Source organism: Calothrix anomala FACHB-343 (assembly GCF_014696435.1).
Classification (GTDB): domain Bacteria; phylum Cyanobacteriota; class Cyanobacteriia; order Cyanobacteriales; family Nostocaceae; genus Aulosira; species Aulosira anomala_A.
The window spans coordinates 55,877-76,858 of sequence record NZ_JACJQG010000018.1 but is presented as its reverse complement, the minus strand read 5'-3'; the positions used below and the strand labels follow the sequence as shown (position 1 = coordinate 76,858).

The 20,982-nt window shown below is 42.3% G+C and carries 10 protein-coding genes and 1 pseudogene; 6 read left to right on the top strand and 5 right to left on the bottom strand.

Annotated features, from left to right (window positions below):
- Positions 1-115: 115 nt before the first annotated feature.
- Entirely contained in the window at positions 116-322 is a 207-nt protein-coding gene (locus tag H6G08_RS12660; RefSeq protein WP_096641579.1) for a hypothetical protein, read from the bottom strand.
- Positions 323-611: 289 nt separating this feature from the next.
- Entirely contained in the window at positions 612-2,312 is a 1,701-nt protein-coding gene (gene ilvD, locus H6G08_RS12655) for a dihydroxy-acid dehydratase (RefSeq protein ID WP_190542631.1), read from the bottom strand.
- A 108-nt stretch (positions 2,313-2,420) separates the two neighbouring features.
- Between ilvD and H6G08_RS12650 the strand changes: the two genes are divergently transcribed.
- Positions 2,421-3,317 carry a LysR family transcriptional regulator gene (locus H6G08_RS12650; RefSeq protein WP_190542628.1) on the top strand — a complete coding sequence of 299 codons (897 nt, stop codon included), beginning with the start codon at positions 2,421-2,423 and terminating at the stop codon, positions 3,315-3,317.
- A 101-nt stretch (positions 3,318-3,418) separates the two neighbouring features.
- On the opposite strand, the gene H6G08_RS12645 is transcribed toward H6G08_RS12650, so the two are convergent.
- Complete coding sequence (locus H6G08_RS12645) at positions 3,419-3,922, bottom strand: hypothetical protein (protein WP_190542625.1); 504 nt, start codon at positions 3,920-3,922, stop codon at positions 3,419-3,421.
- Between the two features lie 1,295 nt (positions 3,923-5,217).
- Here H6G08_RS12645 and H6G08_RS12640 point away from each other — a divergent pair.
- Both H6G08_RS12640 and psb34 read left to right on the top strand, forming a co-directional pair.
- Entirely contained in the window at positions 5,218-9,936 is a 4,719-nt protein-coding gene (locus tag H6G08_RS12640) for a HEAT repeat domain-containing protein (protein ID WP_190542621.1), read from the top strand.
- Positions 9,937-11,254: 1,318 nt separating this feature from the next.
- Positions 11,255-11,425 carry a photosystem II assembly protein Psb34 gene (gene psb34, locus H6G08_RS12635; RefSeq protein WP_190542618.1) on the top strand — a complete coding sequence of 57 codons (171 nt, stop codon included), beginning with the start codon at positions 11,255-11,257 and terminating at the stop codon, positions 11,423-11,425.
- Between the two features lie 244 nt (positions 11,426-11,669).
- Here the strand turns inward: psb34 and H6G08_RS12630 are convergent, their stop codons facing one another.
- Entirely contained in the window at positions 11,670-14,399 is a 2,730-nt protein-coding gene (locus tag H6G08_RS12630) for a DUF3536 domain-containing protein (protein ID WP_190542615.1), read from the bottom strand.
- Positions 14,400-15,064: 665 nt separating this feature from the next.
- On the opposite strand from H6G08_RS12630, the gene cax reads away from it, so the two are divergent.
- The 3 genes and pseudogenes from cax (at position 15,065) to H6G08_RS12615 (ending at position 17,799) form a co-directional block, all read left to right on the top strand.
- Positions 15,065-16,156, top strand: coding sequence for a calcium/proton exchanger (gene cax, locus H6G08_RS12625; protein WP_190542611.1), 1,092 nt, complete (start codon positions 15,065-15,067; stop codon positions 16,154-16,156).
- Positions 16,157-16,349: 193 nt separating this feature from the next.
- Positions 16,350-16,550: pseudogene (locus tag H6G08_RS12620) on the top strand (peptidoglycan-binding domain-containing protein); the annotation flags it as partial.
- 718 nt (positions 16,551-17,268) lie between these two features.
- A complete protein-coding gene (locus H6G08_RS12615) occupies positions 17,269-17,799 on the top strand; it encodes a peptidoglycan-binding domain-containing protein (protein ID WP_190542605.1) in 531 nt (176 codons plus the stop codon).
- A gap of 685 nt (positions 17,800-18,484) precedes the next feature.
- Here the strand turns inward: H6G08_RS12615 and H6G08_RS12610 are convergent.
- Positions 18,485-20,905 carry a sucrose synthase gene (locus H6G08_RS12610; RefSeq protein WP_190542602.1) on the bottom strand — a complete coding sequence of 807 codons (2,421 nt, stop codon included), beginning with the start codon at positions 20,903-20,905 and terminating at the stop codon, positions 18,485-18,487.
- Positions 20,906-20,982: the final 77 nt, after the last annotated feature.

Sequence of the window (20,982 nt, the reverse complement as noted above, 5' to 3'; positions counted from 1 at the left end):
ATGATTTAATTAATTGCACTGTAGTATTACGTTAAATTGGAGTGCGATCGCGTGTACGACATCTCTCTTGAGTACACACAACTGCTAACTCTAGGTAATTTTGACTATTAACTAATCAAAATACCTCATCTTCGATACCTTGCCACCATTCGCCCAAGTTCATCATATCTTGGAAGATATCTTCTAATTCCTCAACATAAACTTCTTGAGGAATCTGGGATTGACGTTCTTGGAGTTTTTTCAGGCGCAGTTGCACTAAGAGCCAAGGTTTAGCGATGCCATCCGTGGCTTCCATGTATCTAGCCAGTTGTCTGCTATCCATGATTTTTATATTTGTGATGAGGCCATTACTTTTTACGATACAAGACGTAGCCGTAAGTGACCATTTTTTGTTAAAAATGGGCATGGGGCATGGGGCATTGGGCATGGAAGGGAGACAAAGGGAACAAGGAAGAAATTGTACAGACGCGATTCATCGCGTCTCTAACAAATGACTTATTTACAGCAGTTTTCACCTATTTGAACCACATCTATCGTAGGGGCACGGCACCGACAATCTGTTGGTACATACAATAATTTTACTAATGCCGTGCCCCTACAGCGTGGTCTATTTACCTGAAAATAGCTGTAAATAAATCTAAATCTGTCACAGCCCCAACGCTGCTAGAAGCAACTAACTTAGCATATTTGGCTAAGATACCTTTGGTATAACGGGGTGGACGGGGTTGCCATTTAGCGCGACGATTAGCTAATTCGGCATCGTCAAGGTTGATTTGTAATAAGCGCCCATGAGCATCAATAGTAATACTATCGCCTTCTTCGACTAAAGCGATCGCGCCACCAACAGCAGCCTCAGGTGCAACATGTCCGACTACCATTCCGTAAGTACCGCCAGAAAAGCGTCCGTCAGTAATTAAACCTACAGAATCGCCCAAACCCGCACCAATTATTGCTGAGGTAGGTGCTAGCATTTCCCGCATTCCGGGGCCGCCTTTGGGGCCTTCGTAGCGAATGACAATTACATCACCAGCTTTAATTTTACCTGCAAGGATGGCATCTAAACATTCTTCCTCGGAATCAAATACTCTTGCAGGGCCGGTAATACTGGGATTTTTCACCCCGGTAATTTTTGCTACTGCTCCTTCTGTCGCCAGATTTCCTTTGAGAATGGCTAAATGGCCTTGCGCATACATCGGATGATTCCAAGGACGAATTACATCTTGATTGGCGGGTGGTTCGTCGGGGATATGGGCTAAGGTTTCGGCGATGGTTTTACCTGTGATAGTGATACAGTCACCGTGAAGTAATCCATGTACCAATAGCATTTTCATTACTTGGGGAATACCGCCAGCTTGATGTAAATCTGTGGCGACATATCTACCACTGGGCTTTAAATCGCATAAAACCGGGACTCTACCGCGAATAGTTTCAAAATCATCTAAATTAAGTTCTACACCAGCCGCACGCGCGATCGCGAGAAAATGTAACACGGCGTTAGTTGAACCACCCACCGCCATAATTACAGAGATGGCATTTTCAATAGATTTACGGGTGATAATTTGTCGGGGTAACAGTTGATGGCGAATTGCTTCTACTAATACCTTGGCTGACTCTTCCGTACTATCGGCTTTTTCCTCATCTTCCGCCGCCATTGTGGAAGAATAGGGTAAGCTCATACCCATTGCTTCAAAAGCTGAAGACATAGTATTAGCCGTGTACATCCCACCGCAAGAACCAGCACCAGGACAAGCTTGACGTTCAACTGCTAATAGTTCTTCAGAGTTAATTTTACCAGCGCTATACTCGCCTACAGCTTCAAAGGAACTAACAACCGTTAAATCTTTACCGTTATAATGTCCTGGTTTAATTGTCCCACCATAAACAAAAATAGCCGGGATATTCATTCTCGCTATGGCAATCATCGCCCCTGGCATATTTTTATCACAGCCACCGATAGCAATCACCCCATCCATACTTTGTCCATTACAGACTGTTTCAATGGAGTCTGCAATTACTTCTCGCGAAACTAGGGAATATTTCATTCCCTCAGTTCCCATTGAAATCCCATCGCTAATGGTAATTGTGCCGAAAATTTGCGGCATTGCACCCGCCAGTTTAATTCCGGCTTCTGCTCTTTGTGCTAATTTATTGATTCCCATGTTACAGGGCGTGATGGTGCTGTAGGCATTAGCTACACCCACAATTGCTTTGTTAAAGTCTTCATTCTCAAAACCCACCGCTCGTAGCATAGCGCGATTAGGCGATCGCTGTACTCCCTGTGTAATTGCTTGACTACGAAAATTCTCTGACATTGCTTTTTCTCCTACTCCTGGGATCTCGATATGAGTATGATATGTAGGCTGTTTTGAGATGTCCAATATATATTAGTTAGCAATTAAGACTTTTAAAGTATTAAAAATATGGAACTACGACACCTGCGCTACTTTATTGCTGTAGCGGAAGAACTACATTTCAGTAAAGCTGCAGAAAGACTGCACATAGCACAACCGCCTCTCAGCCAACAAATTCAGCAGCTAGAAGCAGAACTCGGAGTTAAACTTTTTCATCGCCAAACCAAGCGACAAGTACAGCTAACAGAAGCAGGTAAGGTGTTTTTACAAGAAGCTTATCAATTACTGATGCAATTAGATACCGCAGTTGCCTTAACTCAAAGGATTGGTAGAGGACAAACAGGACAACTGCGCATCGGCTTTACTAGTTTGGTGATTTACGACTTATTACCCTTGATTTTGCGACAATTTCGCGAACAATTTCCCGCAGTAGAATTAGTGTTACGGGAGTTAACCACAAGTCAACAAGAGCAAGCCTTGAGAGATGGGGGAATTCATGTAGGTTTTGCTCATCCACCTTTAGAAGATGATACCATCTCATACCAGTGTATTCACAGACAAACCTTAGTTATTGCTTTACCGCCAACTCATTCACTAGCGCAAACAGAACATATTTCTGTGCAAAATCTCCTCAATGAACCTTTAATTATATTTCCCCGCTATCTCGCACCCGGACTTTACGATTTAATTATGAGTGTTTTTAGTCAGGGAAATATCAAACCGCACATTACGCAAGAAGCAGTGCAAATGCAGACAATTATTGGACTAGTCTCGGCGGGAATGGGTTTGGCGATTACTCCATCTTCACTACAAAATCTGCAAAGGCCTGGTGTTACTTATCGTCCTTTATTGGAAGCAGCACCTGTAATAGAAACTGCGCTGATTTGGCAGCAAAACTGTTTAACGCCTCTGGTAGAAAATTTTTTACAATTTACGCAACAGTTTTTGTTGACGGTTGACTGTTGACTGTTGACGGTTGACTGTTGACTGTTGACTGGGGAGATAGATTTTTTTGTGAGCGAGTAATTTGCAGCGCGATCGCATTTATCTACTTCCTGCTTGATGCTCTATTTCCAAATTGTAGGTGCGATCGCTGCCATGAGCAAGAGAAAACCAATTTCTAGGACATAGCTGATATAAACAGTGCTATTTAATAACCCATCCCAAACATAGCCTTTACGTTTGGGTGTGGGAATGCGCTTGAGAGTGCGAGTCCAGTTACCATAAATACTTGGGCTATGAAAACCACACTGCTGAGTCAGAATTGTTTCGATTTCCGCGACACGGGGATAAAAACCGCGCTGAAAGTGTTTCCACTGACTTTCGAGTATCCAAAAAAATGCAGGGATAGCACAACCAATAAGTGCGATCGCCGTAGCATTGGTTTTTTGCTGTATCATCAATCCTAAAACAGCCCCAGTCCCCGTAATTCCCAGCGCTTTGATTACCCAAATCTGCTTATTGTAGTCCTCAATAGTATTTTGCAGAAAAAAGTATTCTTCCTTGAGCAAGCCTAATTCAAACTCGCTGAGTGGCTTTGGTTGAGGTTCCGCAGGTAATGGGTTAGACATAGCGAAAGGTAAAAGTCACGCAGATAATAATTGAGATTAATATAAAGTACAATCCTGCGCTAGTTATACCAATTTGAAAAAAGAATGTCACACATCGGTAGGGACACAGCACTGCTCACCTGTGTCAACTTAAGCCACAGATAGCTTATTGCAAGGCTTACCTACTCGCCTTGGAATGAATTCCAAGGGACAAAGGCAAAGTAGGGGCGGGTTAAGCGAGATAGTCGTGAATTATTCGAGCATATCTGTGAACCTGCCCCTACTAAAGTAAACCTACGGTGTACACAGATCTCTGTGCTAAGTGCAAAATGTAGCTAGATCCCCCTAAATCCCCCTTAAAAAGGGGGACTTTGATTCTCTTCCCCCCTTTTTTAAGGGGGGTTAGGGGGGATCAAAACGTTATCGGGCTAGGTTATAAGACTTGTGTGTACACCGTAGACTAAAGTAAACAGGGGATAAGTGATAATTTTTAGTTAGCTTTAGCTTACTTTTGTTATTAGACTCAGAATTCATTCTGAGGCGGGCTATGGGTTTCGCCTTAAGTTGACACCAATGAGCACTGCTGTGCTCTATTGAGTATTGCATCTAAACGAGAAGCACTATAATACTCCCTCACGAGATTCAAAAACTCATTCACCGAGCAAAAAGCCTCATTCACGAGCAAAATAACCTCATTCACGAGCAAAATAACCTCATTCACAAGCAAAATAACCTCATTCACGAGCAAAATAACCTCGTTCACGAGCAAAATAACCTCGCTCACGAGCAAAAAAGCCTCATTCACGAGCAAAATAACCTCATTCACGAGCAAAAAAGCCTCATTCACGAGCAAAATAACCTCGCTCACGAACAAAATAACCTCATTAGAGATATTAAATTCCAAAAATATCGTCATTTTAGGGGCAAGACTGCGATCAATCGCATATCTGCCTCACCAAAAATCTTTCTTCGTCGTCCCCCTACTCACCGAATATAGCCGTTCTCAGTTGAATACAATCCAAAATTATATCGTCGCCTGTAGGGGCATCGGCACTGCCGTGCCCTTAAAATTGTATGGACTCAACCGATAACCACAATAACTTGTATTTTATTTTGAATTTTGAATTTTGAATTTTGAATTTTGAATTGATTCATTATCCCCTTCACGAAATTTTACGCTAAGTCCAGCAAAACACCATTAAGCAACCTCAACAACACAATCTGGGAAGCTAAACTATAATAAGCTGCGTTTTCCTTAGCACTCAGCAATCACCACCGCATACTTGCTACCCAAGCACCCCATTTTCTCACGCCCTATGGTCAACTGGTCTGACTATCTACAATCTCTCTGCAATGATAAAAAATACGTACAATGGTGGGATGCTTACACGCTGACAGATGTAATTGGAAAGCAGCGAGTTGAACGGGAAAAGTCGCCCTTACTGCTGAATTTTACGGTGGAGACAGTCAAGCCAGCTAAGGGAGAACCCAACGCAGCACAGGAGAAAACCGAGCGATTAGATGTGCTGGAAGGCTTGCGGAAGTATGCTAAAGAACACGTATTACTAGTAGGGCGTCCTGGTTCTGGGAAATCCACAGCCTTAGTGCGGTTGTTGCTGGAGGAAGCAGAGAAGGCGAGATCCCCCCTCAATCCCCCTTTAGAAAGGGGGGAAGTAAAATCTTCAGAACCCCCCTTTTTAAGGGGGGCTGGGGGGATCATCCCCGTGTTGGTAGAGTTACGCTATTACCAGACTTCCATACTGGATTTAATTCGAGACTTCTGCAAACGCCATCGCCTACTGCTAGATACTACAACCATAGAACAACTGCTATTTGCTGGCGAATTACTGCTGTTAGTCGATGGTATCAACGAATTACCCTCAGAAGCAGCGCGGCAAGACTTGTATAAATTCCGCCAAGACTACGAAAAAACCACGCCGATGATATTCACCACGCGGGATTTAGGCGTGGGGGGCGATTTGGGCATTACCAAGAAGCTAGAAATGCAACCCCTGACAGCAGAACAGATGCAGCAATTTGTCTGCGCCTATCTTCCAGAACAGGGTGAGCAAATGTTGCAGAAGTTAGGCGACAGGTTGCGGGAATTTGGGGAAACGCCACTGCTGCTGTGGATGCTCTGTTCATTATTTGATCCCAAAGTTGGGATACCGCCGAACTTGGGTTTAGTGTTTCGCGAGTTTACCCAAAATTCTTATAAAAACCTCAAGCAAGATATCTTAGTTAAAGATGAAACTTGGGATTGGTGGTTCTTATTATTACAACATCTGGCATTCCGCATGACTAAAGGGGATAAGCTGACAGAATTAAATGTCGCCATACCCAAGTCAGAAGTTGAGAAAGTTTTAACGGAGTTTTTGAAGGGTGAGAAATTTGATCCACCCCGTGACCACGCATTCAAATCACTGCGAGATTTACTCAAATACCATTTAATTCAACTTGGTGCCAATGAGCAAATTGAATTTCGCCACCAACTAATTCAGGAATATTACACCGCCGAATGCTTACTCAAGCAGTTAACAAACCTCAGCGATGATTGTCTCAAGCGAGAGTATTTGAATTACTTGAAATGGACAGAACCCCTGAGATTGATGCTGGAATTGCTGGATAATGAAGTGTCGGCTTTGCGAGTGGTGAAGTTAGCCTTAGAGGTAGATTGGCAGTTAGGGGCAAGGTTAGCAGGTGCGGTAAAGTCAGATTTGCAGCAGCAGACAGTTAATTTAGTTGCTGAGTTGGAAATTCCCCTGTTATTTAAAATCCGGCTTTTAGGTTTAACAAAATCTGAGCAGGCGATACCGGGATTAATTAAATTGCTCGAAGATGAAGACTACTCTGTGCGTATAATTGCGGCAGAAGCCCTGGGAGAAATCAAATCTGAGCAGGCGATACCGGGATTAATTAAATTGCTCGAAGATGAAGACTCCTATGTGCGTAGAATTGCGGCAAAAGCCCTGGGAGAAATCAAATCTGAGCAGGCGATACCGGGATTAATTAAATTGCTCGAACATGAAGACTCCGATGTGCGTTCTCGTGCGGCAGAAGCCCTGGTAAAAATCAAATCTGAGCAGGCGATACCAGGATTAATTAAATTGCTCGAAGATGAAGACTCCTCTGTGCGTATCACTGCGGCATATCACCTGAAAAAAATCAAATCTGAGCAGGCGATACCAGGATTAATTAAATTGCTCGAAGATGAAGACTCCTCTGTGCGTTCTCTTGCGGCAGAAGCCCTGGGAGAAATCAAATCTGAGCAGGGGATAACGGGATTAATTAAATTTCTCGAAGATGAAGACTCCTATGTGCGTTCTAGTGCGGCATATGCCCTGGGAGAAATCAAATCTGAGCAGGGGATAACGGGATTAATTAAATTGCTCGAAGATGAAGACTACTCTGTGCGTATAATTGCGGCAGAAGCCCTGGGAAAAATCAAATCTGAGCAGGGGATAACGGGATTAATGAAATTGCTCGAACATGAAGACTCCAATGTGCGTGATCGTGCGGCACAAGCCCTGAGAGAAATCAAATCTGAGCAGGCGATACCGGGATTAATTAAATTGCTCGAACATGAAGACTCCGATGTGCGTTCTCATGCGGCACAAGCCCTGAGAGAAATCAAATCTGAGCAGGCGATACCGGGATTAATTAAATTGCTCGAACATGAAGACTCCGATGTGCGTTCTCATGCGGCATATGCCCTGGTAAAAATCAAATCTGAGCAGGCGATTCCGGGATTAATTAAATTGCTCGAAGATGAAGACTCCGATGTGCGTTATCGTGCGGCATCTGCCCTGGGAGAAATCAAATCTGAGCAGGCGATTCCGGGATTAATTCAATTGCTCGAAGATGAAGACTCCGAGGTGCGTTATAGTGCGGCAGATGCCCTGGAAGAAATCAAATCTGAGCAGGGGATACCGGGATTAATTAAATTGCTCGAAGATGAAGACTCCGATGTGCGTTATCGTGCGGCAAAAGCCCTGGGAAAAATCAAATCTGAGCAGGCGATACCGGGATTAATTAAATTGCTCGAAGATGAAGACTCAGATGTGCGTTCTAGTGCGGCATATGCCCTGGTAAAAATCAAATCTGAGCAGGGGATAACGGGATTAATTAAATTGCTCGAAGATGAACAATCCTGGGTGCGTAAAACTGCGGCAGAAGCCCTGGTAAAAATCAAATCTGAGCAGGCGATACCGGGATTAATTAAATTGCTCGAAGATGAAGACTCCTGGGTGCGTAGAATTGCGGCAGATGCCCTGGGAGAAATCAAATCTGAGCAGGCGATACCGGAATTAATTAAATTGCTCGAACATGAAGACTCCGATGTGCGTTGTCGTGCGGCAGATGCCCTGGGAGAAATCAAATCTGAGCAGGTGATTCCGGGATTAATTAAATTGCTCGAACATGAAGACTCCAATGTGCGTTATAGTGCGAAAGAAGCCCTGGTAAAAATCAAATCTGAGCAGGCGATACTCCAGATTATGAATCTGCTAAAAAATGAAGAGTTTGTAGCCGCAAATAATGGAGATACGCTGCATTATGGACTACAAGTACTTGAAGCAATACAAGAAAACTGTAAATATTACAACTACACCATAAAAAATTATCAGAATATAGGAGTTTATCCAGATAAAATGTCGCTTAAGAAACAATTAATAGATTTACTAGAAAATTACTTCCATACAGTCAAAGACCGAAAAACATTATTGTCATATTTGGATTTTAATGAATTGATTAAAAAAGTAGATTTAGAAGGTACTTCCCTACAATTCACTGTTCATTTAGTCCATGTGCTAGAGATGGAGGGGTACGACTTCCTCTTACATTTTATTGACAGCTTGGCGAATAGCGATTATTTAGGAATAGAGGCTAAGGAGCAATTAAATAAATTAAGTAAAAATATTAAAACTATTCCTGCCGATAATTGGCGTAGTGTGTTTGCCGACAATCAATTACAGCCTAAATTAACACCATCTCCAATTACTCCGTCAAGCTTACCCAGCACAATAAATTACATTCTCCACCTCTCAGACCTGCACTTTACCACGCCCAATCAAGCCCAACTTTGGTCTAACCAACTAGCAAACGATTTACGAAAAGAACTCAACATTCCTCACCTTGATACCCTCATCCTCTCCGGTGACATCGCCAACTACTCCACCCCCGAAGAATACCAAATCGCTGAAGAATTTCTCTCCCACCTCCGCCAAGATTTCCCCCTCAAACCTGAGCAAATTATCATCGTTCCCGGTAATCATGACCTGAATTGGAAAATATCAGAAGAAGAAGGTTACACACCAGTACTTCGTAAAAAATATCAAGGGTCAATGGATGAAAATCACGTTATTGATGACAGTGGTAATTACATTGCAGTTGTAAAGCCAGAAGATTACAAAAGACGCTTTGAAAACTTCAGCAACTTCTACCAAACCATCAAAGGTAAACCCTATCCCCTGGAATATGACAAGCAATACACCCTCGATTATTTCCCCAACCAAAACCTGCTAATACTAGGGCTAAACTCCGCTTGGCAATTGGATCATCATTACAAATCCCGTGCCAGCATTAACATGAATGCACTCAGCAACGCCCTCAGTGAAATTCGCCGCAATCCAGAATATAGAAACTGCATTAAAATTGCTGTTTGGCATCATCCCCTAGACAGCGCATGGGATGACCGCATCAAAGACCAAGGCTTTATGGAACAGTTAGCCGTCTCTGGCTTCCGCTTCTTTCTCCACGGACACATCCACAAAGCCGAAACCAGCCAATACCGTTACGACCTCAGCACCAACGGGCGCAAACTTGACCGCATCTGCGCCGGAACATTTGGCGCACCAGTCCGCGAGTGGGTTCCCGGTTATCCCCTGCAATACAATCTGCTGAAGTTTGCAGGCGATAAGTTAACAGTTAACACCCGCCGCCGCGAAGAACTCAACGGTGCGTGGAAACCAGATGCGCGTTGGCTAATGGGCGCGGGGCAAAATCCGTTACCTTATTATGAAATTCCTCTAGCGTAGTCAGGTTTGGGCTGACGCGCTTTCAGGGGAGACGCAAATACGCGGAGATTAGACTTTACAGTAGTTTATCAGGTATTTGAACCACATCTATCGTAGGGGCACGGCAGTGCCGATTGGTGTCAACTTAACGCATAACCCAGTTACCGCAAGGAACTGAAGTTCCTTGCTAATAGCTAAAGTCATCTCAAGATGACTAGATACAGCAGATTGCTAGTTGGTGAAGTACAGATTATATCGTTGATTGTAGGGGCACTGGCACTGCCATGCCCCGAAGCGCGTACTTCATTTACCTTAAACAGCAAGAAGGCTCACACTGTACCTGTACCCAGGTCAGTGTTGAGATGAATTGCGCGTGAGTTGAGGAGTGTGGTCTGACCATATTTGGCAAGTGCGAAAACCGCTCAGACCACAACGACGAAACGAGCAAAATATTGATTGAATCACGCCTTTTTGATAAGATTAACTTGGTCGATGACCCACTCGACTGTATGGAACACAAAGGCTAACTTCAAAGTAGTAAGACTTGCCGCAGCAACATCAGAGATCGGGGAAAGAACATTTCTAGATGGTATGCCATTGCAGTAAATCCGAGGAATGTTGTACGAACAAAAATTAAACTGCCTATGGAAGATGGGCGGCTGCCTGGGTTCTCCCTTGAGGAGATAAAGGTCGCAAGACCAGAGACGCTGTGTAAGACCAAATTAAACATGAGTTTAACGAGGCAACGGCGAATGAGACGGGAAGCCTACTGTGTACGCGAAGCGTCACTGTAGGTACTTCACCAACATATACAAGGCGTTGGGGTGTTGGGTTTCGTTCCTCAACCCAACCTACATTTGTAGCGATCATTCTTCAAATTGGTATAAGACAGAGGCTATTTTTAGACAGATAAATTCTTTGTAGGGGCACGGCATCCGCAATCTTTTGGCATATCAAATTATCTTACTGGTGCCGTGCCCCTACTACCCATCTGTCGCGTTCTTTTTTCAAAATGGTATAAGCTGACACGTATGAGCAATGCTGTGCCCTGAGAGCGTGGTATTTTTAGCTGAAAATTGTTAGGACTTACGCACCGAACACAAAAACCCTCACAAGGGTAGTCAAAAGTCAAAAGTCAATAGTCAAAATTCAGGTTTTTGGACTATGGACTATTGACCATTGACAAAAAGCATGAAAAATATCTGACACTGCGTAAGTCCTAATTGTAATAAGTCACCCTTATGGATACTATCAGGCTTTTGTTGTCAACTCCTATTGACCATTCGTAACAAAATCGTTAAATTTAGTTACATAAGGTAATAACCAGGAACAGCAAACCATGTATACAACAACTAACGAAGAAGGTATTCTCAACAACTACGCAACTGAACCAGAAATTTACTACGCGGCTTACCCTTCAGATGAACAGCAAAGTCGCTACGCTTTCCAAGGCGCAGTTGCAACCTTATTAGTTACAGCGTTGATATTGTTTGCTTGTGGTGTTAGCTAAAATTTTTCCTTCTTAATCGCTATCAAATCGTCATTGAAACTTCTCCCATCAGCCTCGGCTAGTCACCGGGGTTTTATTTATGGAGAAAGTTCTCTCGCATAACCGAAATAACGCCCGCAGGCTGGAAGCCTGGGGCTATCGTTACAAAGCCTGCTCAAGCAGGCTGAATTTTTTTAGCCCACGCAGGTGGGTTTTGTTCAATTAGCCGCACCCTTGGAGGGTGACGGCGGGATTGTGGGATTAACTAACGCAATTGATTGATCATGCCATTCATGTCAACGCCTAATTTTTGTCCTAGTTTCAACAAGCGATCGCATTGTGAATTACCTCGCCCATGATTAATATTTGAAATACACAGGGGTAATATTTGAGTTTGCAAGCAGCTGAAATACAGTTCTTGGGATCGATGCAAGGAAATGCCCAAGTTTAGCTGATATGCGGTATCAATTAACCGTTCTAGAACTTGGATATCTGCATCCCAATTGCCGTTGGGATCGTGCAACAATTGCCAAAGTAGGCGCATAATCAACTGTTCTAATATCTGTTTACCTTCGGGAATATCTAGCTGACAGCGCATGTGCTTGGCTTCGTTGGCGATCGCTTCTAATTCCACGATATAACTTAAACTTAATTGCACATCGGTGATATCTTGCTCAAGCGATCGCAATGTTGTCATAGAACGATAACCTAAGGCAATCTCCGCCGCTACTTGCAATTCTCGCGGTACAGCTAATTCATCTCGGTGAAAGGCTGCAATAATGCCGTAATTATCCCGGTAAGTTTGAGTATAAAGCTGGTCTAGTCTTGTCAGTGTTTCTTGACTCAACAACCGCATAATTCTGTGGCGTTCCTCAGCAAAGAGATTTTCTAAGCTAAAGGTTTCGTCACTAAATAACTGCGTCATCATCAAAATAGTTTTGGCTGCACTAGCTTGTTCTAAAGACACAAACAGCTTTTCTTTAATTTGGCTGTAGTCTCGTCTCCCCGCAAAAGGCTGAATGCAGCAGTGAAAATCCCAGCCGCCTAAATGGAGAACTGCAAACACTAAATCTTCACTTTCCCAGGTAATATCTGACACCAAGCGCAAATGACCAACCGCCAAAGTTAGCGATCCCATGCGTTGTAGCTGGTAATCTAACTCATTAGCGCTGTAGCAGTAAACATGTTTTTGAGATACATGGGGATGTTTGCCATGAGTATCTTGTGCAGTTAGGAAATTATAGCTTTCTGTCGGTCGATGATTGGCAAACAAAGAAGTAATCGCATAATGGGCTGCTACCTGCTTTAAACTAATTTGGGCAGTTAACACTGATTGGCGATAAACTTCCGCACCATGTTTGAAATGATCGATATTACTAGGGGCTAAACCTAAACGTTTGAGGAAGCCTTTTTCTAATTGCATCCCCGCCACATCCCCAGCTAATTCTAAAGCACGGGCAGCATAACGGAGAATCTGTGTCCCTTCTGGGCGAGAAAGTTCTTCAAAAAACCAGCCACAACTAGTAAACATCAACAAAGCATGACGCTGCATTTCTAATAAACGCAAAGCATCTACTTGTTCGGCGGCGGTGAGTTTGTGAGTTTGATGGTGATTGAGAAAACGGCTAACATTGGTAGCAGAGCGATCGCGAATTACTTGAATATACTCATCTCTTGCTAGCCAGGGATCGCGGAAAAATTGCTTTCCATACTCTTCATACACTTCAATTAACCGATCCCGCAGCCAATTTAAGGCATTTCGCAGGGGACGACGCCATTTTTGATGCCAAAGACTGCCTTCACCACCGCAACCACAATCATCTTGCCATCTATCAACACCGTGGGCGCAACTCCAAGCGGTGATGGGCTTTAATTCTACTTCCCAAGCGGGACTGTTTAAACTTAGGTAATGTGCATAGTTAGTTACTGTCCAACCGTGCTGAGGAAACTCATTGATAAAACCATAGGCTAAGGTTTTCTCAGTTCCTTTTTTATGATGTCCAAAGGTTTCCCCATCGGTGGCGACAGAAATTAATTGCGCTGGACGATGATCCCCACGGACTGCAGAACCGATCCTTGCTGCTAAATGATTGGAACTATAGACAACATCACTAAAACCCATATCCCGTGATATCGGGCCGTCGTAGAAGAAAATATCAATATAAGGTAATCCAGCTAAGGATTCTGCATCATCCAAGGTAGCCTTGTCAGAGACTGCATTGAGAGGTGAGGATGCAATACTCAATGTCGGCTTTAAATAACAACGATAGGGACGGGTGGGATCAATCTGACTACCGCCAACCTCATGCCATTCTGGCTGGGGATCGTCTTTTGTTGGTAGCGGACGACAGCGTTGTGCTTGCGATGGTGCGAGGACAATAAAGCGAATTCCTTCCGCCACCAAAGCCTCTAAAGTGGCATAATCTACAGCCGCTTCTGCCAACCACATACCTTCGGGATCGCGCCCAAAGCGGGAGCGGAAGTCTTCTTTGCCCCAACGAATTTGCGTATACTTATCGCGTTCGTTAGCCAGAGGCATGATGATGTGATTGTATACTTGCGCGATCGCATTACCATGACCATTCAAGCGCTGGGAACTTTTAGCATCAGCCTCCAAAATTCGCTGATAAACCTCCACATCGTAGCGTTCTAGCCACGACATCAACGTGGGGCCGATATTAAAGCTCAAATACTCGTAATTATTCACAATATCAATGACTTCGCCCCGGTCATTTAACACCCTAGCAAAGGCATTCGGACGATAGCATTCCCAGTGAATCCGCTCATTCCAATCGTGAAAAGGCGACGCGCTAGGTTGGCGTTCAATCGCGTCTAGATAAGGATTTTCACGCGGTGGCTGGTAAAAATGACCGTGTACCGTGACATACACACCCGTCGCCGTTCTCAGGGGATCGCTTTGCGGGGTGTGTTTCGCATCGTATTGTGACGTAAATGTAGAGCCAGAGCTAGCTGGCAGTTCAGCAGCAGAAGTCATGTATCTGTTATCCAAAATCAAAAAAAACTTGCAATTACGACAAAAACGGATCTATAAAACTTTCTTCACAGGCTTTAACCCAAAATCCGTACCGATAACAACGATGGTATACAGCCCTTCCAAGAAAGCGGTTTTAGTATAGCGGGAAATCTGCGTTATCGCACAGACCTTTCCCAAAAGCAATTAAATTATTATCCATCGAAAAACCCCTATTTGGGAGTTTATTTGGTCGAGCCAATAAACTTAATTGTCTTTTAATATATTAAACCGCATTTTTACGATAAAATATCAACCTCTAGTTATAGTTTTGCTACAAAACATTGCAAAACCTACTTAAAACTCAATCTTATATTACATATCTGCCATCAAAACCGAAACCGTAAAATCGCGGAATTGTCAATAGTCAATAGTCAATGGTCAATGGTCAATGGTCAATGGTCAATGGTCATTAGTCATTAGTCATTAGTCCTCCTTGTCCCCCTTGTCTTCCTTGTCCTCCTTGTCTTCCTTGTCCCCCTGCTCCCTGCCCCCTGCTCCCTGCCCCCTGCCCCCTGCTCCCTGCTCCCTGCCCCCTGCCCCCTGCCCATACTGTTGACTATTGACCCTTGACCATTGACCATTGACTATTAAATCGGTGACTAAATGCCCTTAACTCAAAGCGATCGATGTCAGTTAAAAACCTTATCTTTCTCGTACTGTTATTGTTTATACCAGTTTCCTTGGCTGCCCATTATTTGGAATGGGGAGAACTGGTAGTATTCATCACAGCTGGATTAGCAATTCTCCCCTTAGCAGCTTGGATGGGTACAGCCACAGAAGAAATAGCTGTAGTTGTCGGCCCTTCTCTAGGGGGGTTGTTGAATGCAACGTTTGGGAATGCTACGGAACTAATTATTGCTCTGGTGGCGCTAAATGCTGGATTTGTCAATGTAGTTAAAGCCAGTATTACCGGGTCGATTATTGGTAACTTACTACTAGTGATGGGTCTTTCTATGCTTTTAGGCGGACTGCGTCATAAAGAACAGACATTTCAGCCCATTGTCGCGCGGGTAAATGCTTCGGCTATGAATTTGGCGGTAATTGCCATATTATTACCCACAGCGATGCAAATTACCTCTACTGGTATTGGCGAACAAACTATCCAAAATTTCTCGGTAGCTGTGGCTATAGTATTAATTTTGGTCTATGCTCTCACCCTGCTATTTTCCATGAAAACCCACTCTTATCTATATGATGTGGGTATGGTAGAGGTAGAAGAAGAAGAAATTAGCCATAAAAAGCCAAATCTTTGGCTATGGAGTGGTGTATTGCTAGTATGTACGCTCTTTGTTGCCTTAGAGTCAGAAATGCTCGTTGATTCTTTAGAAGTAGCGACATCGCAGTTAGGTTTAACAGCACTATTTACTGGGGTAATTATTGTCCCGATTGTAGGTAATGCTGCGGAACATGCTACCGCCGTGACTGTAGCGATGAAAGATAAAATGGATCTTTCTCTTTCCGTCGCTGTGGGATCGAGTATGCAAATAGCTTTATTTGTTGCTCCCGTATTAGTGATAGCTGGCTGGGTGCTAGGTCAACCAATGGATTTAAATTTTCAACCTTTTGAATTAGTCGCGGTGGCAGTATCGGTGCTAATTGCCAATAGTATCAGTTCTGATGGTAAATCTAATTGGCTGGAAGGAACTCTATTATTAGCCGCTTATACAGTCTTAGGTATAGCTTTCTACTTCCATCCTATCATTGAGGGTATTGGTTAGTTACCAACAAACTTCAATTTTATGAGCGATCGCCTACACTTTAATCGAGAGCGATCGTTTTTTATTGGTCATTGCTCAGAGACGCGATGAATCGCGTCTGTACAATTGTCCTCCTTGTCCCCTTCCCTAGCCCCTAATTATGGAAACAAATCAAGCACAACCTTTAAATACACAGGCTACATCTAACGTCGGTTTGCCAAACCTACGTTTTGGTGATGCGGGTGATGCTGTCAGAGTTTTACAACGGCTGTTAATAAATAACCGCTATGCGATTAAAGTTGACGGTGTTTTTGGTGCGTTAACTGAAACTGCCGTTAAAGCGTTTCAAAGTCAGCGAAATTTAAAGGCAGATGGTATAGTTGGTCAAAGAACTTGGCGCGAGTTAGCTAATTAGCATCAGTCGAACTCAGCAGAGAAATTAACCCTCAAGTAACTGTATGCTAATTAACATCAAATTATATAATCTCCCGTCAAACTAATAAGGCATCAAGTAAAAATAAGTAGTGCGAGCATCTTGCTCGCGCGGGCAAGATGCCCGCACTACAAATATTAAATTGTTCAATTTATTTTTACACGACTCCTAAGTATTAAATCTCTCAAGTCAAACATTTAGATTTACAGTGTTTTCTCGAACGATACTCTTAAGATACAAGGTTGGGCTTACCGTGTGTAAACCGAACAAACCCCTGGAAATGTTGGGTTTCGTCCCTCAACCCAACCTACACCAAATCTTGTTTTTGAGGCTAACTGAACCGTATTGCTCTATAGGTAGGGAATATATTTATTTACCTACCATATTTTGTATGCAAACGATCGCAATTTTTAGCCAATAAAAAATTTAATCCGAATTAAAAAAAATAATGTGACAGATTGTAGGGTTATGGCAGTGCCATGCCCTCTAGAATATATTGATATGTCGCCAACATTATTTGATTTGGTATAACCAGTGTCAATCCAGATTCAATCTGATATTTATTAATTATTAATTGCTAATTACAAATTATGAATTACTATTATTCTCCGAATCTTTTTTATTTTTGCCTATACTTTATTCCGGAATAATAGCAGTTGTTGATGTCAAAAGGAATATTGGTGTTAGTAGAACGAACTATATGAGTGAAATTGGCCTGCTAATGACGGGCTTGGTAACAACAGGACAAGTATATTTACTGGATATACCAGAGCAGCAAACGCTTCATGAAGAAAACGAGATACAGAACTTTATCCAGAGTCAGTCACTTCAGGTAGTTTCCACTGCGCAAATTACACCACCAGAATTTATAGAGACAGATGGTAATTCTCTAAGTCAGCCATTATCTTCTCAAGTACAGCAAGAACATTTATTAAAAGAACTTGACAGAAATCTTATAGGGTATCCTCGCTCTGTTATTGCAGATAGTTTAATCGTCAAAGCCAGAGTCAAAAATTATAATAGTCAAACCTTGCCAATTTTACGTTTTGGTAGTTCAGGTATTTCTGTAAAAGTCTTGCAAAAGCTACTAATTGCTAATGGCTATGGAATGCGCATTGATGGGATATTTGGCCCTTTGACAGAAGCAGCTGTAAAAGCATTTCAAAATCGGCGGAGTTTATTAGTAGATGGAATTGTCGGTCAAAGAACTTGGCGAGAGTTGACATTATAGTCAATGGTCAATGGTCAATAGTCAATGGTCAATAGTCAATGGTCATTTCTCATTGGTAATGATTATCAGGAAATTGATGTTTGTAACATATCTAGTAGGTTAAGCTTATATTTCTGCCTTTAGCTCGACTTTATCCAAAATTAAGAACTTGGCTTTCCTTATCCGGCAAAAATCCTGGTTTTTTGGCAAATACTTTTTCCATGTCACTGATGTGGACTCAAGTCCAAAAACTAAAACTACCATCCCGTAATGGTTTCAGCGTCGGGTTTTGGGCTTCGTAAAAATGGATAAAGTCGAGTTTAGAGGATGTTTTAAAAGTCCTGTCGTTGGTAGCAAAAAGTTTTAGATCCCCCTAAATCCCCCTTAAAAAGGGGAGGCAGTGCGTTGGGCGGGTTTCCCGACTTGAAGCAACTGCCGTGGACTTTGATTGTATTTCCCCCCTTTTTTAAGGGGGGGTAGGGGGGATCAATAAGTGAAAAGGTACAGCCAAAAACTTTTCAAACAACCTCTTATGTTGGGTATCACTTTGTTCAACCCAACCTACAATTTATCTACTAATTTATCTACATTTTTTTGAACTAAATAAGAAAAAGTAGGAAGAAAAATTTCCCCCTACTATCAATTACCATTGACCATTGACTATTGACTATTGACTGTTGACCATTGACTATTAACTATTGACCAACTACCGATACTTATGCTGCTCTAATAGTTGTTGCGCTCTTGGCTTGTAAATTAAATAGAATAAAGTCTCGATGTAGCGCAGCAAGTCTTCGCGGTTTTCGTGAGATGTAAAGTTCCAAAAGCCATAAATTCGGGCTAGAGATAGCAACTTGTTTGTGTGAATTCGCCAAGTATAGGTACTGTAAACTCGCTCTATACTCTGCTGAGAAATTTGGTGCCAATAATCGGGATTATGTTCGCACTTGCTGACAAATTCTAAAATTTTGGCGGCGGTTTCTTCTAATTGGGTGGGATTGATATAAAATCCATTTACTTTGTCTTGAATAATTTCTAAGGGGCCGCCAAATTGTGTGGCGAAAGTTGGTATCCCGGAAATCATGGCTTCAAGAATTGTCAAACCAAAAGCTTCAAATAAAGCTGGTTGGACAAATATACCTTGACGGTCGGCGATGACGCGGTAAATTTCTCCTGAGTCGGTTTTAGATAAACGCACGCCTAACCAGCGAATTTTACCGTGAAGATTGTATTGGTCAATTATTTGGTAAAGTTTGATAATTTCGTCTCTTTCTTCGTTATCTCCTGATTCTTCAACGCGCAATTTACCTGCTACTAAAATTAAGTTACAATGCTCTTGTAATTCTTGGTTTTTCCCGAAGCATTCTGCTAAACCTGTGAGGTTTTTAATTCTATCGAGACGCGCCATTGAAAAAATAGGGCGTTTGTCGGGATTGTCGAGTTTACCAAATATTTGACTTGGATCATCTAGGGTAAAAAGCATGTCTTGAATTCGCAAGCGATCGCTCTCTACTCGGTCTTGATTTTTGGTATAGGGAAAATAGTAATTTTCGTTAACTCCTGGGGGCACAACATTAAACTTAGGACTGAATAATTCAATGCCATTTACTACATGATATAAATCTGGCATGGTGAAGCATTTATATGATTCATATTGTCCTACGCTATCCGGCGTTCCCACAATTTCTTGATAAGTACTGCTAATGACAAAGTTAGCAGCATTCATGGCAATTAAATCAGCAGTAAATTGCAATGAAAAATGATATTTATCTTCTAAATCGTTCCAGTACAAGTTACTGAATAAATATTTAGATTTTTCTAAAGCGTGAGCAATATTACATTGGGTAACTTTCATCTTCCGCGCGAGGAGAAATGCGACTAAATTACCATCAGAATAGTTACCAACAATTAAATCTGGTCTTCCTTGTAATTCTGCTCTGATTTCTTTTTCTGCATCGATGGCGTAGGTTTCTAAATAAGGCCAAAACTCAAACCGGGAAATCCAGTTTTGTGTCATGTTGGGATTAAATTCTCGCAACGGTACGCGCAATATCCAAGCGTTTTCTGTGCCGTGAACTTTTTCTAAACGCTGGTTACAAAGAGTACCATCGCTGTTAGGAATTAATCTGGTTAAAATAATTACCTTGGGCTGGACATTTAAGCCTTCTAAACCAGCGAGGGTGACATCTTCTTGGAGTTGCTTTTCTAAGGATTTGGCTTGATCCAGGACATAAACTACTTGTCCCCCAGTATCGGGACGCCCTAATACTCCTTCTTGTCCAAACCAACCGTGGGGAGATACCAGGACGATTTTAAAAATCATCGGTATGCGAGAAATAAAGGCTTCTAAAGCTTGGGGATCGGGAGAATCGATTAATTCATCCAGAATATTTAAGGTTTCTAGGGTGCGCTGGGCTGTATTTCCCCAACCCGGCTCAAAACCCATTGTTTGCAAGGTGAAGCGGAATTTTTCATAGGGTTCATCAGCAGGTCGATCGCTCACAAAGCTGATAGCGTTTTTTACTTGCTCGGAAAGTTGTTGTTGTGATTGGATGCGATCGTTTATGAGTAATTGTACGCCATTATATTGATGTAAACGCAAGAAATTAAATAAACTCTCTAACCACTGTTTTGCATCTTGTAATAATTTGCTGGAGAGATAGCGGTTGAGGAAGTTTACACCTTTACCAATATTTTTGGGATCGCGAATAACTGGAGAATAATCATAAAATGGCCCAAAGTCTAGTTCTAGCAAGTCACCTTCATTGGGATGATATCTGTTGACTATGCGATCGCGCATATCTAACAATTCCTGCACATTCATTTTCTCAACTTTTAAGTCTTCCGTCAGCCGATAAATTTCTTGGCTAGCTATTTTCGGGCGAATAATAAAGCAGAGATTTGAATCTTCTTGAATGATTTCTTGTGTATAGTAAATTAATTTTGCTAAATGTGAAGAATGGCGATATTCTTCAGACATATCATATTTTGTGCAATATTCACTATATGAATTAATAATATCATTACGTAATAGATATTTATTTTCTTGATGGCGCAGTTCGCTGATAAAGGAACGCAAATCACTTTTTTCTTCACTATTGAGAACTGTTTGGATTAATTCAGACATAGTATCTCCTGAAAACTTGCGTTACTTTACTTAAAATATCTATTGTCTAATTCGTTGCACTCTAACTAAAGGCAGAG

What these genes read in the sequence shown, in the direction of transcription:
- H6G08_RS12640 (WP_190542621.1), top strand. Translation starts at nt 5,218, where the DNA reads ATGGTCAACTGGTCTGACTATCTACAATCTCTCTGCAATGATAAAAAA.
- H6G08_RS12610 (WP_190542602.1), bottom strand. Translation starts at nt 20,905, where the DNA reads ATGTCTGAATTAATCCAAACAGTTCTCAATAGTGAAGAAAAAAGTGAT.
- H6G08_RS12650 (WP_190542628.1), top strand. Translation starts at nt 2,421, where the DNA reads ATGGAACTACGACACCTGCGCTACTTTATTGCTGTAGCGGAAGAACTA.
- H6G08_RS12645 (WP_190542625.1), bottom strand. Translation starts at nt 3,922, where the DNA reads ATGTCTAACCCATTACCTGCGGAACCTCAACCAAAGCCACTCAGCGAG.
- H6G08_RS12615 (WP_190542605.1), top strand. Translation starts at nt 17,269, where the DNA reads ATGAGTGAAATTGGCCTGCTAATGACGGGCTTGGTAACAACAGGACAA.
- H6G08_RS12630 (WP_190542615.1), bottom strand. Translation starts at nt 14,399, where the DNA reads ATGACTTCTGCTGCTGAACTGCCAGCTAGCTCTGGCTCTACATTTACG.
- cax (WP_190542611.1), top strand. Translation starts at nt 15,065, where the DNA reads ATGTCAGTTAAAAACCTTATCTTTCTCGTACTGTTATTGTTTATACCA.
- H6G08_RS12660 (WP_096641579.1), bottom strand. Translation starts at nt 322, where the DNA reads ATGGATAGCAGACAACTGGCTAGATACATGGAAGCCACGGATGGCATC.
- psb34 (WP_190542618.1), top strand. Translation starts at nt 11,255, where the DNA reads ATGTATACAACAACTAACGAAGAAGGTATTCTCAACAACTACGCAACT.
- ilvD (WP_190542631.1), bottom strand. Translation starts at nt 2,312, where the DNA reads ATGTCAGAGAATTTTCGTAGTCAAGCAATTACACAGGGAGTACAGCGA.